General features: G+C 62.7%; 13 protein-coding genes and 1 pseudogene. 11 read left to right on the top strand and 3 right to left on the bottom strand.

The window, feature by feature from the left end; all coding sequences use genetic code 11:
• The first annotated feature begins 21 nt into the window (after positions 1-21).
• From E1956_RS14770 to E1956_RS14720, 11 genes and pseudogenes are all read left to right on the top strand, one after another.
• Positions 22-981: a type II secretion system F family protein gene (locus E1956_RS14770; RefSeq protein WP_418789227.1), complete on the top strand. Its 960-nt coding sequence runs from the start codon at positions 22-24 to the stop codon at positions 979-981.
• 49 nt (positions 982-1,030) lie between these two features.
• Positions 1,031-1,558, top strand: coding sequence for a TadE/TadG family type IV pilus assembly protein (locus tag E1956_RS14765; protein ID WP_134749990.1), 528 nt, complete (start codon positions 1,031-1,033; stop codon positions 1,556-1,558).
• A 36-nt stretch (positions 1,559-1,594) separates the two neighbouring features.
• The gene (locus tag E1956_RS14760) at positions 1,595-2,776 is read left to right on the top strand and encodes a pilus assembly protein TadG-related protein (protein WP_134749989.1); all 1,182 of its coding nucleotides are present in this window, start codon (positions 1,595-1,597) and stop codon (positions 2,774-2,776) included.
• A gap of 124 nt (positions 2,777-2,900) precedes the next feature.
• The gene (waaC, locus tag E1956_RS14755) at positions 2,901-3,902 is read left to right on the top strand and encodes a lipopolysaccharide heptosyltransferase I (RefSeq protein ID WP_335929925.1); all 1,002 of its coding nucleotides are present in this window, start codon (positions 2,901-2,903) and stop codon (positions 3,900-3,902) included.
• A 136-nt stretch (positions 3,903-4,038) separates the two neighbouring features.
• A complete protein-coding gene (locus E1956_RS14750; RefSeq protein WP_134749987.1) occupies positions 4,039-4,923 on the top strand; it encodes a Kdo hydroxylase family protein in 885 nt (294 codons plus the stop codon).
• Between the two features lie 94 nt (positions 4,924-5,017).
• Entirely contained in the window at positions 5,018-6,331 is a 1,314-nt protein-coding gene (gene waaA / locus E1956_RS14745) for a lipid IV(A) 3-deoxy-D-manno-octulosonic acid transferase (RefSeq protein ID WP_134749985.1), read from the top strand.
• Between the two features lie 618 nt (positions 6,332-6,949).
• Positions 6,950-8,938: pseudogene (locus E1956_RS14740) on the top strand (type VI secretion system Vgr family protein); the annotation flags it as partial.
• A gap of 26 nt (positions 8,939-8,964) precedes the next feature.
• Entirely contained in the window at positions 8,965-9,393 is a 429-nt protein-coding gene (locus tag E1956_RS14735; protein WP_167760015.1) for a DUF2345 domain-containing protein, read from the top strand.
• Positions 9,394-9,421: 28 nt separating this feature from the next.
• On the top strand, positions 9,422-11,137 hold the full coding sequence (locus E1956_RS14730; protein ID WP_134749979.1) for a glycoside hydrolase family protein: 1,716 nt from the start codon (positions 9,422-9,424) through the stop codon (positions 11,135-11,137).
• Between the two features lie 18 nt (positions 11,138-11,155).
• Positions 11,156-11,959 (top strand): lysozyme inhibitor LprI family protein, encoded by an 804-nt coding sequence (locus E1956_RS14725; protein WP_232071170.1) that lies wholly within the window; start codon positions 11,156-11,158, stop codon positions 11,957-11,959.
• A 60-nt stretch (positions 11,960-12,019) separates the two neighbouring features.
• Positions 12,020-12,301: a PAAR domain-containing protein gene (locus E1956_RS14720; RefSeq protein WP_134749976.1), complete on the top strand. Its 282-nt coding sequence runs from the start codon at positions 12,020-12,022 to the stop codon at positions 12,299-12,301.
• Positions 12,302-12,350: 49 nt separating this feature from the next.
• Here the strand turns inward: E1956_RS14720 and ureG are convergent, their stop codons facing one another.
• The 3 genes from ureG to ureE form a co-directional block, all read right to left on the bottom strand.
• A complete protein-coding gene (gene ureG / locus E1956_RS14715) occupies positions 12,351-13,004 on the bottom strand; it encodes an urease accessory protein UreG (RefSeq protein ID WP_134749974.1) in 654 nt (217 codons plus the stop codon).
• Between the two features lie 65 nt (positions 13,005-13,069).
• Positions 13,070-13,750, bottom strand: a complete 681-nt coding sequence (locus tag E1956_RS14710) for an urease accessory protein UreF (protein WP_134750658.1) — start codon at positions 13,748-13,750, stop codon at positions 13,070-13,072.
• Entirely contained in the window at positions 13,737-14,381 is a 645-nt protein-coding gene (gene ureE, locus E1956_RS14705; RefSeq protein WP_134749972.1) for an urease accessory protein UreE, read from the bottom strand. The genes E1956_RS14710 and ureE overlap by 14 nt, the downstream gene beginning before the upstream one ends.
• Positions 14,382-14,383: the final 2 nt, after the last annotated feature.

Below are 14,383 nucleotides of genomic sequence, written 5' to 3'. Positions count from 1 at the left end.
ACGCGCGCAAAGGAAAGCAAAATGCTCGATATGACAAATATGATTTTGCTGTTCGGGGTGTTCGCCTTCGTGTTCATGTTCGCGTTTGGCGCGCTGTACTGGTTCGCGCCGCGCGACATGCGCAACCGGATCGAGCAGGCGGGCGGCCCGCGCGTCGAGCCGCGTTTCGGACAGGACAGCGCAGCGCAGGACGGCTCGTGGTTCGAGCGGATCGTCGAGATCTCGAAGCCGATTTCGAGGCTGTCGGTGCCGAAGGAGGGCTGGGAGCTGTCGGCCCTGCGCGTGCGCCTCGTGATGGCGGGCTGGCGCGGGACCGGCGCGATTGCCGTGTACTTCGCGGCGAAAACGATATTGGCTTTCCTGCTGCCACTGCTGGCGTCATTCTGGATCTTCGGTTCGCCGCTCACGCAAAACACCTTCCAGCTTGCCGGCGTGCTGATCCTGTTGTGCGGGCTTGGCTATTACCTGCCCAACTACTTCGTCGGGCGTTGCATAACGGCGCGCCAGCGCCAGATATTCGAGGCCTTCCCGGACGCGATCGATCTGATGACGGTTTGTGTCGAAGCGGGCCTCGGTCTGGACGCGGCGCTCATGAAGGTGGCCGACGAAGTACGGCTGCGCAGCCCCGTTGTCGCGGACGAGCTCGAACTGCTGATCCTCGAGATCCGCTCGGGCTTTGCGAAGGAAAAGGCGCTGCGCAACTTTTCGCTGCGCACCGGCGTGGAAGACATCGATTCGTTTACCACGATGCTGATCCAGGCCGAGCGCTTCGGCACGAGCATCGGCACTTCGCTGCGCGTGCTCTCCGATACGCTGCGCACGCGCCGGCGCATGCGCGCCGAGGAAATGGCGGCGAAGATCGGTCTGAAGCTGCTGTTTCCCTTGTTGTTTTGCATCTTTCCCGCGCTGATGGTGGTGCTCATGGGGCCGGCATTCATTCACATTTACCGGATTCTGCTGCCGGGCCTGGGCGGGCATTGAGTGGTCTGCTGCGCGGGCGAACATCACGCGTTTTTGCACGAGGGCGAAAATGAACAATCGAAACAGGGGTGGGGCACTTCGTGGGCCGTCGGCCGGCCGCCGCGCGCGCCGGCGCGATCAGCGCGGTGCGGCGGTGGTCGAGTTCGCACTGATCTTGCCGCTGCTCCTCCTCATATTCTTCGCTATTGTCGAATTCGGTTTCATTCTTTACGACAAGACGGCGATTACCAGCGCCAGCCGCGCGGCGGTCCGGCAAGCGGTGGCCTTTGGCGAGAACTCCACGGGGACGCCGGTGTATCTCACGGCTTCGACTGTGCAAGGCATCGCTCAAAATGGGCTGTCGACCATGCTGATCAACTTCGCTTCGGGAACGACGACGCCAGGCGTCACGATCACGAATTCGTCTTCCGGAACGGTCACGGGATCGACACAGGCATGCAGTACTGGCGCTTCGGTGACCGTTGCCGTGAGCTACACGTTCACGGGTCTCGCCCTCGGCGGGTTATTCAACCCGCTGCCGGCTGCGCTCAAGAATGCGCTCACGCTGACCTCTTCGACCACGATGAGTTGCGAGTAGACCGGCGCGATCCGGCATTTCCATGGGGGGATTGACATGAAAAAGATCAGAGTCGGTCGCCGCGCCGTGCGGCGCGAAAAGGGGGTTGTCGCACTTCAGGTCGCGCTATTGCTCGTCGTTTTCCTCAGCTGTGCCGCGTTCGCACTCGACGTGGCGCGCTGGGTGGTCGTACGTCACGAGTTGCAGAACGCGGCGGACGCCGCAGCCCTCGCCGGCGCGCAACAGTTGCCAGGGCAACTGGTGACCGGCTCTGGCCCGTGGACGACTGCGGCGAGTGCCGCGGGCGCATCGGCCACCCAGTTTGCGAGCTTGAACAACGCCAATGGGCAGGCGGCCCAACTCCAGTCGGTCTCGGCGGGATACTGGGATGTTGCTGCCCCCTCGACCTCGACCATTCCGTTGCCGCAAACCATCCCGGCGGGCTACATCGCTCCCAAGCCGGCTGTCATGGCCACCGTCGGCTTGAAGGGCGGGGGGAGCTTGCCGCTTCTGCTTGGGTCGCTGCTCGGCGTGTCCAGCCTGAACGCCAGTGCGACGGCCGTGGCGATCATTTCGGCGCCCGGAGCCGCGCAGCCGGGGAGCCTTTTTCCGATGGCCCTGAACCTGTGTGTCTATTCGAATTCCAACTATTGGAGCAATGGGCAACCGGTCGCCGGCCAGGAACTCCAGATGGGCTCCGGTGCGAATATGCCTCTAGGCTCGAATTGCACTAGCTCGGCGGGACAATGGACGACGCTGAATAACACCAGCTGCGGGGCGTTACAAAGCGCCACCGCGGTTGAGTGTCTGATAACGAGCGGCAACCCGAGTACGCTGTCTGCTACGAACAATGCGAGTACGCCTTGTGCTCAACAAGCAGCCAGCTGTACGTTGATTTCGCCAGGCACCAAGACGTCGATATACAACGGCTTTAGTCAGACCCTGCCGATGCTGGTGACGGTCCCGATCGTCGCCGATGGGACGACGAACTATAACAATCAAAGTACCCCGGTCCTCGGCTTCGCTGCTTACGAGATCGATGCCGTGAACGGCCAGGGGAACGGCAAGTGCTACGGTTCAAGCTCGATATGCAGCAATCCGCCCTGTTCGGCATGCATTATCGGGCATCTCATTTCGGGCGTTGCGGGCAGCACGACGGCGGGCGGCACCTCGACCAACTACTACGGCGCGGTCACGCCGCCCTCGCTGGCCGGAATGCCCTCAAGCGACTGGTATTAGCGCGGGGCGGTTCGCCCCCGCCGCGGCGGGGGCTCCTCATCCCATTTCCCGCATTCCCTCGCGCGCCGCGTTAGAATCACGGACCTTTAACGCATTTTCGGCGCAGATCGCCAGCAATTCCCTCTTGAGCGTGCAAAAGATCCTCATCGTGCGCGTGTCGTCGCTTGGCGACGTCGTCCACAACATGCCCGCCATCGCCGATATCCGGCGGCGGTATCCCGACGCGCAGATCGACTGGCTCGTCGAAGAGAGCTTCCAGTCGCTCGTCGAGCTCGTGCACGGCGTGCGCCGCGCCATTCCGTTCTCGCTGCGCCGCTGGCGCAAGGCGCTTTTTTCCGCCGCCAACTGGCGCGAGATCGGTGCGTTCCGGCGCGCGCTCGCCGCCGAGAAGTACGACCTCGTGATCGACTGCCAGGGGCTCATCAAGACCGCCTGGGTCGCGAGCTGGGCGCGCGGGCCGCTCGTCGGCCTCGGCAACCGGACCGACGGCGCGGGCTACGAGTGGCCTGCGCGCCTCTTCTATAAGCGCGCCATCCGCATCGAGCCGCGCACGCACGTGGTGGAGCGCACCCGGCAGCTCGTTGCGGCCGCACTGGAACTGCCGCCGCCGCAGCCCACCGACGACATCGACTTCGGCCTCGACACGTACCGCGCGGCCCAGGCGCTCGCAGGCGTCGGCCTGAATTTGCCAGTGCCCTATGTGGTGTTCGTGCACGCCACCTCGCGTGCCGACAAGCAATGGCCCGATGCGCACTGGATCGAGCTGGGCCAGGCGCTCGTGCGCCGCGGGGCCTCGCTCGTCCTGCCATGGGGCAGCGAGGCCGAGCGCGCGACGAGCGAGCGCCTCGCCAAAGAATTCGGCGAGGCGGCCATCGTGCCGCCCAAGCTTTCGCTGCCGGCCGTGGTTGGCCTGATCGACGGCGCGGCGGCCACGGTGGGCGTGGACACGGGTCTCGTGCACATTGCGGCGGCGCTCAAGCGTCCGACAGTCGAGTTGTACAATTTCGCAACTGCCTGGCGCACCGGCGGCTATTGGTCGCCGAAGGTCGTCAATCTCGGCACCGCCGGGCAGCCGCCCACGCTCGCGCAGGTCAAGGGCGCGCTGGCCGGCTTCGGTCTGCTGTGACACGGCGCCGCGGCAGAGGCCAGGCAAGGCCTGACAGACTGCGGTGCGTCAAGGCGCGCCCAGCGGCTCGCGGGGTATAAGGGTCGGCGCCCGGCATCCCGCCAGGCATCCCGATCCATCGCATCCAGGGGCGACCATGAACGAATCCCAGATCATCGAAGTCACATCCGCCGACTGGCACGGCCAATATCTCTCGCAACCGCGCGAAACGTTGCTCGATGCCGTCGAGCAGGGCAAGGTGCTGTATTTCCCGAAGCTCGAGTTTCCGGTCGAGGGCGGCGAGCGCGCGCTGCTCGATCCGGCGATCGCCGACCCCAAGCGCAAGAACATCAGCCTCGACCCGAACGGCGGCGCGCTGCGCGGCGTGCTGGGCGATACGGTCACGCAGTCGGCCGTGCGCGCGATGATCGCGCGCTATCAGGCCTGCGCGCGCTCACTCGTCGACGGGCTCTTTCCCGAATACACCGGCAAGCTGCGCGTTGCGCCCACGAGCCTGCGCCTGCATCAGGTGGAAACGCGCCAGACCTCGTGGCGCAAGGACGATTCGCGCCTGCACGTGGACGCCTTTCCGTCGCGCCCGAACTATGGCGAGCGCATTCTGCGCGTGTTCACCAACGTGAACCCGAACGGCGTGCCGCGCGTGTGGCGCGTGGGCGAGCCGTTCGAGGACATGGCGCGGCGCTTCCTGCCGAACATCAAGCCGCAGATGCCGGGCTCGGCCTGGCTGCAGAACCTGCTGCACATCACCAAGTCGCCGCGCAGCGAGTACGACCATCTGATGCTCAATCTGCACGACTGCATGAAGGCCGATCTCGACTACCAGAAGACGAGCCCGCAGGAGACCATCAATTTTCCGCCTGGCTGCGTGTGGGTCTGCTTCTCCGATCACGCATCGCACGCGGTCATGTCCGGCCAGTTCATGATGGAGCAGACCTTTTTCCTGCCCGCGAAGGACATGGTGCATCCGGACTGGGCGCCGCTCGGCATTCTCGAGCGTCTCAAGGGCAAGGAACTCGTTTGATGCCACGGTTCGATCTCATCACGGCTACGACGTCTACGATGGCGGGTCCGGGTGCGCTGGCGACGCGCATGACACGCCCCGTCGCGGAGGCCCGATGCTGAGGGCAATCTATCGCGCGGCCTGGTGGCTGATCGCGCCGCTCGCGGTGCTGCGCCTGCTGGTGCGCTCGCGGCGCGAGCGCGGTTATCGCCAGCATATCGGCGAGCGCTTCGGCTATAGCACCGGGCGCGTGCCCGAGGACGACGCGCCGCTGATCTGGGTGCATGCCGTTTCGGTGGGCGAGACGCGCGCGGCGCAGCCGCTTATCGACGCGCTGCTGGCGGCGCGTCCCGACGCGCGCATCCTGCTCACGCACATGACGCCCGGCGGGCGTGCCACGGGCGAGCAGCTATTCGGCGATCGCGTGCGGCGCTGCTATCTGCCGTACGACATGCCGCATGCCGTGCGGCGCTTCCTGCGCGCATGGCGTCCGTCGCTCGGCCTCGTGATGGAGACCGAGGTGTGGCCGACGCTCATCGACGAATGCAAGCGCGCCGACGTGCCGCTCGTGCTCACGAACGCGCGCATGTCGGCGCGTTCGTTCAAGCGCGCCGCGAAGTTCGGCGCGCATGCGCGCGAGGTGTTCGGCGGCTTCACGCGCGTGCTCGCGCAAAGCCCATCCGATGCCGAGCGCCTGAGCGCGCTGGGCGCGCGCAATGTGAGCGTGCTGGGCAATCTGAAATTCGATATGGCGAGCCCGCCTGGGCTCGTCGCGCGCGGCCGCGACTGGCGCCGCGCGATCGGCGCGCGGCCCGTGTGGGTAGCGGCGAGCACGCGCGAAGGCGAGGAGGAGCTTGTGCTGCAGGCGTTCGCCGCGCTCGGCGTGGAAGACGCGCTGCTGATCCTCGTGCCGCGCCATCCGCAGCGTTTCGATGAGGTGGCCGCGCTCGTCGCGCGCAAGAATCTGAAGCTCGAGCGGCGTTCGAAATGGGCGCCGGCTGCTTCGAAGGCGAGCGCCGGCGCGTCGCACGAGGGCGTCCATGCATTGCCGCAGGACGTGAACGTGCTGCTCGGTGACTCGATGGGCGAGATGGGCGCGTATTACGCCGCCGCCGATCTCGCGTTCATCGGCGGGAGTCTTTTGCCGCTTGGCGGCCAGAATCTGATCGAGGCGTCCGCGGTGGGGGTGCCTGTGCTGATCGGTCCGCACGTGTTCAACTTCACCCAGGCCACTGCGGACGCAGTCGCGGCCGGCGCGGCGCTGCAGGTGCAGGACCCGGCCGATCTCGCGCGTGCCTTGCGCGAGCTCTTTACCGACAAGCCGCGCCGCGTGGCGATGGGCGCGGCTGCTGCCGCGTTCGCGGCACGCCATCGTGGCGCCACGGGGCGTACGGTGGATGTTGTGCAGGCACTCGTCACAGACATGTGACTTCGCGCGCGGTTGTGCACGCGTGCCATAACGGGTGTGCAACCCAATACCCGTTGCGGGGTAGTTCATTGCGCTGCGCCAATCTGCGCCGCAGATTGAGGTGTGACGTCACGCTGGCCGCTCCCCTGTGTGACACGATGCCCTCACTCGTTGCTGTGCTCAACTGAACACAATCGATCCAGACGGTCCGGTGGGCGCTTCAGGTTGAGCAGTTATCGCAAGAAATCGCGCTCACCGGTGTCTTCGGACCCGTTCGCACCTCGTCAGGAATTGCAGGATCTACGCATCAATATGGCAGGTCTCTGCAATTCCCACTACACCGTTTCGGCCCAATGGATCCGCCGTGCAAGGCCCGCGTGATTTTTCAGGTTGTGCCGTGACGAACCCTCAATGAAGTGAAATACGTTTGTTTTTTTCTCGAATCAAGGGCGACGTGATTTTCCCGTTCTTTTTCTACGCCCTGAAATTGTGATTTGCAATAGTTGATTATCTCGCAGTTGACGCAAAATATTCGGCGAAACTAAAATCATGCGCCCGCGTTGTCGGCAGTTATGGGGCTGGGCTGTTCATTGAGAGTGCAGATTGCTGATCTGTAACGCATAAAAAGTTGGGAAATACATGAATTTGACCGAACTGGCCCAAATAATCCGGGGTGGGCTGATCCAGCAAGACCGCCTGATCAAGACAGACATTTCAGTTTTACCTGAAAATGCGCTAGTACCGCGCCGAGCGGTAATTCATTCCGAGTTAGGGCGCGATTTCAGCGTCACGCTCGACATGGTATCCACTGCGCGCGACATCGAACTTAAGACCCTGATTGCCCAGCCGATGACGCTGTGGATTCAGCAGGCTGACAAGTCCTATATCCCGGTCAATGGCTATATTCATACGGCCCGAAGGCTCGGCGGCGACGGTAGTCTCTCCAGTTACCAACTGACTTATGCGTCGTGGATGCACTTCCTCCGATTCCGCAGCGACATGCGGTACTGGCAGAACGAGAGTGCCGATGTCATCATCACGGACGTATTCAATATGCATCCGCAGGGGAGAGGCAAGTTCCAGTTTGCGTTGCGCAAGCCATTGCCCCAGCGCTCGTATTGTCGCCAAAGCGAAACAGACTGGAACTTCGTCCATCGCCTCATGGAGGAGGAAGGCCTGTTCGGCTTCTGGCGGCAGAATAAGGACGGCAAGTCACACACATTGGTCGTGACCGACGACATCTACTTGCTCGACGAGGTGTCGCCCAATCCTGTGCAGTTCACCCGGTCGGGCACCGGCAGCGAAACGGATGGCTTTACACAGTGGTCGGGCACGCGGACCCTGCAGAGTACCGTACATACGACACGCACGTTCGACTACAAGGCGCCATCCTCCGCGCTCAATCCCAAAGGCACCTCCCTGCCGACGATGTATGGTCAAGGAGATTTGCCGGAGCAGGCTGAGATCTATGAGTACACGGGCGCCTACACCTATGGGAACCAGACCCGCGGTGAGCAGTTGTCGAGAATTCAGCTGGAAGAGTGGGAGTCGCAAGCTAAACGGTTCTTCGCGGTGGGAAGCGTTCGCGGTATCGAAGCTGGCCTGCGTTTCGAACTGACCGGACATCCGGAGCACGATCGCGATCCGGCCGGCCAGCGGGAATTTGCTGCGATTAAGGTGCGCCGCTACATCGAAAACAACCTCCCACTGTCGGCGCAGGAAGCGAACTTTCCGCACAGTCTCCAGAACGAACTGGCGCGCGCCAGGTCCGGGCACATGGGAGAAACTGTTACTCAGGCGGATGGTTCTGAGGGTTTCTATCTGGTCGAGGTCGAGGCGCAGCGCGTGACGGTTCCGTATCGCAGCCCGTTCGAGCACAGCAAGCCGCAGATGCACATGGAGACGGCCATCGTCGTGGGGCCGCAGGGCGAAGAGGTGTACACGGACGAACTCAACCGGGTGAAGGTGTTGTTCATCTGGGACCGCCAGAATCCCGGGGATGCGGGCGCGTCGTGCTGGGTGAGAGTCGCCCAGTCGGATACCGGGGGAGGCTACGGGAGCGTCCACGTTCCACGTGTCGGTGAGGAGGTGCTGATCGGCTATGTGGGCGGAGACTGTGACAGGCCAATAGTGCTCCATCGAGTCTTTAACGGGCGCGTCCAGCCGCAATGGCACAGCAACGGTATCCTGTCGGGTTACCGGTCGAAGGAGTATTCGGGTTCCGGCTATAACGAAATGGTCCTGGACGATGCAACGGGCCAAAATCGCGCCAGGCTGTTCAGCAGCTCGGGAAATAGCCTGCTCCACCTGGGGTATCTAATCGACCAGCGCGGCAATACGCGCGGCTCATATCTGGGCTCGGGATTTGAACTGAAGACGGATGCCTACGGCGCCGTGCGTGCTTCACAGGGACTATACGTTACTACGTATCCGAAGCAGGCGGGTAGTCAGCAGCTGGACGTGCACGGGCCGCACCAGCAACTCGTCAGCGCCGAAGGCACCCTCAAGGCGATGTCACAGGCAAGCGAGGCGCATCAGGCGGAAAGTCTCGCGGAGGGTCATGACGCGCTAAAGACCTTCACCGATGCGACGCAGAATAGCATGGAGGGAGCACAGCCGGGCAGCGGATCGAGATCACCGCGGCCGAGGAAATCGTGTTAAACGCACGCGGCAGTTACATCCGGATCAACGGTGCCGGCATCGAACATGGCACTCCCGGGCAATGGGCGGCGTATGCGGGCAATCATGCATTACCGGGGCCGAAGTCGCTGCCGGTCGTCGTACCCGGCTTCGACATGCCGAAAGCATTCAGTAACCGGCTCGACGTGTACGACGTCTACTGGCCGCGAGCGTTTGGCGAGGTCGAATATACGGCGCGGCGGGAAAACGGCGACATCATCGCGCAGGGGACGCTCGACGAACATGGTCGCACACCGCGCCTGACGACCGACCAGGCCGAGACGCTCCAGGTACTGGTTGGCACCCAAGGTTCGTGGCTTGTCGAATCCGAAGTCTCGCCGTCCATCGAGTCTGGAGAAGCTACGCCGGACGACCCGAATCATTACGTCAATCAGAGTGCCTGAGCGCCATTCGACCGATTCCGATTACCTCATGAACACCCCGAACACCAACACCGATTTGCTGTCGGCCGTCACGGTCTATTTCAAGGATCGTTTCGACCAGTCGATCCAGGATCTGAAGGTCGAAATCAAGGGGCTGGACGACCGCGCGAGCGACATCTATCACGCCGCGTCGACGAGCGCGCAGGGTACTATCCAGTTCACGGTTCCGGTGGGCACCGAGCTGTCGGTGCACGTGAAGCGATGGACTAGCGATACGATGAAGGAGGTAGCAAGGTTCAACGCATCGTTGCCCGAGATTCGCTTTCGTTTGACGAGTCCAAAGACCGTGCACGATCTGCCGACCAAAGTCGACAACCCGACGAAAGGCGATTACTGGCGTGGCACCTACGTTGTCAAGGTGCACGACAACCTGACGATAATCGCAAGGAAATACCACACGAGCGTCGATCTGCTCAAACGTGTGAACGGCCTGAAATCGGACATGATCGTGGTCGGCCAGAAGCTCAAGGTGCCGCCCGTCGAATCACGGAAATCGGACCAGCCGACGCCGAAGAAACCTGCGCCGGCGGGCACGCCGCCGCAAAACGATCATCCGAACAACGATCGTGGTGCGCCGACCTCGACTCCGCGCCAAGGTGCCGCACCAGTCATCTTCCCGATCCAGACCCGGCCGCTTAACGACGAAGGCGCCATCTACGGTACGCAGTCGTGCGATTACACGTGGACCAAGCCGCTGCACGGCGGCGGACACGACCAGGCGAGATTCGGCGCTAACCGGGCGGGCGGTCGCAAGCATGCTGCCCGGGATCTGTACGTGCAGGCGCATACGCCGATCGTCGCAATCGCGCCTGGCATTGTCATCAAGTGCGAGTTCTTCTACTGCCATACCTGGCAGATCAGCATTCACCACAAGACCACCGACGGTCGCGAGTTCATCGCGCTTTACGGCGAGGTCGATCCGTCCTCGACCACAGTGAGAATTGGAGACACGGTCAGCCAGGGGCAGATCCTTGCGAGCAGCGGTGTGCTCTTGAAGGCGGACGGGACAACGCTGCATGTCGTCGGCAACGAGAATGTGTCGATGCTACATTTCGAGACGTATTCGGGGGTTCTCGGATTCGATCCGCACTCGAGATTGAACGGCTCATCGATGGATCAGCCATTCCAGCGGCGCGGGGACCTGATGGATTCATTGGCGATCCTGCAGGAAGGCTACAGGGCAACCTTCCTCGATGCGCCGCCGTTGCGGCCCGCCGGCCAGCGCATCCCGATCGCGCAACTGAAGATATCGGATCAGGGTCAGGCGTTTATCAAGGGCTGGGAAGGGGTCTACTACGACGACTCGAAAACGCATACGTACTACTACGATGACAAGAAGGGCTACTGCACGGTTGGCTGGGGCCATCTGATCGGCAAAAGCACTTGCACGGCAAACGGATACGTAGCGATGTCGAGCATGATCACCGTCGCGCAGGCGCAAACTCTGTTCGACAATGACGTAACGGTGATCGAGGGCCGTGTTAAGAACGCGATCACAGTACCGCTCTATCAGCACGAATATGATGCGCTCGTCTCGCTCGCCTATAACATGGGGAGCCTCAGCAAGGCGCCCAATCTGTGCCATAAACTGAACAGCGGCGACTACGCCGGTGCGCCTGTCGAATTCCTGGACATTGAGAACAGAACCCGACGGGAACGAGAGCACGACATGTTTTGCCTGAATATTTACAACTCGAATCACTGAACGATGGCTATTCGCACCATGAAGAAACTCAAGCAGTGGTTGGTACTTCTCTTTTCAGCACTCATCTTGCCAGCCTATGCCGCCGCCCAGGACACATATCGGATGACGGGTGCCGCGCAGTTCGAGCAGGGCAGCGATTTTCACAAGTTATCGTTTCCAGTCAATCCGATGACCGCAGGAGTCCTCACGTTTGACGGCGGCGCGTTTGTGTTTCACTACACCGGCCACAGCTGCAGCGTAAAGGTTCAAAAACGCATTAGCTTTTATGTCGATCCAGTCATCTCGCACTCGTTCGGGTCACTGGACAACTTCAATGTATTCTTGAGCAGCAGGTTCCATGCGAATGGTGAGGCACTGACCGATACTTACCTTCTCAGTGACACCGACGCACCGCTCTGTCTGGGGCTACGCTACGCCACCATCTACAAGTCACCGGACGAAATGGTGCTGCTTGACGGTTCCTGGGCGTACCTGTTCGAGCGCCAGACGCACGTGCCCGTGAATGCCGAACAGAGTTTCGATTGCAAGAAGGCAGGCACGAACGTTGAACGCTTGATTTGCGGCAATCCGGAGTTGGTGAAACTGGACGCGACAGTCAACCGCGGCTACGTCGCGATGCTGCTGACCGAATCAAAGGAGATTTCATATCAGGATCCGGTCAGGCTGAACCAGGTCAACTGGATTCGGAAAGTGCGAAACGTGTGTACCGACAACGCGTGCTTGCTGAGCGCATATCGCGCGCGCATCCAGTACATCAAGGGCAGGATAGCGAGCACCGACCCTTCATACCCGGACGACAATTCCGACCAGGACAGCGACTGACTCGCGCGCCGCTGCCAGCGGGCGCGCATTCCCGTTTCCCAAGCCATACGAGAGACCAGGATGGCACTCCCCATTATTGTCGTCGGCGATACGACATCGCACGGCGGGCGCGTAATCACCGGGTCAAACATCCATACGATTGGTGGCAAGGCGATCGCACGTCTGCACGACCTTGTCGACTGTCCGCAGAAATATCCCGACGGCAAACCGCACGGCGTCAACAAGATCGTCGAGGCGCATCCGACGCTGACGATCGGCGGCGAACACGTCGCGCTGCACGGGCACCGGACCGAGTGCGGCTGCACGCTGATCGGTAGTGCGACTGCGCAGGTCGGAGACTAGTGGCGGGATGTAGCCGGGAATATATTACTCAGTGGGTGTTTGTGTGAGATCAATTGGGGGAGCCACTTTCCTTGATCAGCAATCCCTGCTTTTCAATGAACGCGATCACCTGATCGAGGCCGTCGAGCGCCTTCAGGTTGCACATCACGAACGGGCGCTCGCCGCGCATTTTCTTCGCGTCCGAAGCCATCACGTCGAGATTCGCGCCCACGAGCGGCGCGAGATCGGTCTTGTTGATGACGAGCAGGTCCGATTTCGTGATGCCGGGGCCGCCCTTGCGCGGAATCTTCTCGCCGCCCGCCACGTCGATCACGTAGATCGTGAGGTCCGACAGCTCGGGGCTGAAGGTCGCCGCGAGGTTGTCGCCGCCCGATTCGATGAAGACGATGTCCGCATCGGGAAAGCGCGTGAGCATCTGGTCGACGGCTTCGAGGTTGATCGACGCGTCCTCGCGGATTGCCGTGTGCGGGCAGCCGCCCGTCTCCACGCCCATGATGCGCTCGGCGGGCAGCGCGCCTGCCACGGTCAGCAGGCGCTGATCTTCCTTCGTGTAGATGTCGTTGGTGATGGCGACGAGGTCGTAGCGCTCGCGCATGGCCTTGCAGAGCATTTCGAGCAGCGTGGTCTTGCCGGAGCCAACCGGGCCGCCCACGCCGACGCGCAGTGGCGGCAGCTTCTTGGTGCGTTTGGAGTTCGAATTCATGGTTCGTGTGAGCTTGTCTACGGAATGGTCTGCGGGTTTGTTTGGACATCGGCCTCGATACGAGGCTAGGAGCGGAAAAGCCGCGAGTACTGCGATTCGTGGCGCGCGCTGAGAATGCCGAGCTGCGGCGCGAAGGTGTTGAGCGAGCCGGGCGGGGTGGCGAGCGCGCGCGCGACCGCGCTTTCGATGGCCGGCCGCAGCGCGACCACGATACGCTGCCCCGCGACCTGTCCGAGCGGCACGGCCTTGAGCGCGGCGGCGACCTGATTCTCGACCCAGCTGAACGCGTAGGCGGCGAGCGTGGCGTCAACCGCGGCATCGTGTGCGAAGGCCGCGAACGCGAACGCCGTCGGCTGTGCGATGGGCGTGATGCGTTCGAGCGTCTCGCGTCTTGCGGCGTCGCCCCATTCGAGCTGCGCGCAGAGCTGGCGCAGCGACCAGCCCATTTGCGCGGTCTCGCGGCGCAGCTCCGCCGATTCGCGGCTCGCGACGAATTCCTCGTTCGCTTCGATCAGCGCGCGGGCATCGTGCGTGCGCCAGCGTTCGAGCTGATGCGCGATGAAGGGCAGCTCGCCGGGCGCGAGCACGTTGGCCAGGCCACTTGCGATCCAATGCGCGGCATCGTCGGCGTGGGCGACGAGCCCGGCGTCGATGGCCGCTTCAAGCCCCTGCGAATAGCTGAACGCGCCAATCGGCAACGCCGGCGACGCGAGATGGAGCAGGGAGGTGAGCTCAGCGATGTTCATGGCTGTGGTCGTGCGCATGGCCGTCGCAATGACCGTGATCGTGGCCGCAATCGGCGTCGTGGACGTGATCGCCATGGTTGTGATCGTGGCCATGCGCATGCCCGTGATCGTGCGCATGCCCGTGGTGCTCGTCGAACACGCGCTGCGCGAGCGCGTAATCTTCCGCAAAAGTCTCGTCGTGGCCATGGCGATGACCGCCACCATAGGCACCCGCCTCGGGCTGGAACGGCAGCGTCGCGCGCTCGACCTGCGCGCCGAGGCGCCTGAGCATGTCTTCGAGCACCGGGTCGGCTTCGAGCTTGAGTTCATCGATGCCCACTTCCACGGGCGTATGGCGGTTGCCGAGGTGATACGCGGCCCGCGTGAGCGTGAGGCGCTCCGGCGCGCGCACGAGCAGCACGCTTTGCGCCGCGGCGATCACGCGCACGAGGCCGCCATCGTCGGCCACGAGCATGTCGCCGTCACGCAGCACCGTGCCGCGCGGCAGCACCACGCCCACTTCCTCGCCGGAATCGAGCGTGGCCGCGAAGCGGCTCTTGCAGCGCGCGTCATAGGGCAGGGTGAGCGTGGGCGCGCGCTTGATCAGCACAGGGGCGAGCTTCGCGTTGAGTCGTTTATCTATCGTGCGCATGA

This window comes from Paraburkholderia pallida (genome assembly GCF_004524855.1).
GTDB lineage: Bacteria > Pseudomonadota > Gammaproteobacteria > Burkholderiales > Burkholderiaceae > Paraburkholderia > Paraburkholderia oxyphila.
The sequence above is the reverse complement of the archived record's forward strand: the minus strand, read 5'-3'. Positions and strand labels throughout refer to the sequence as shown.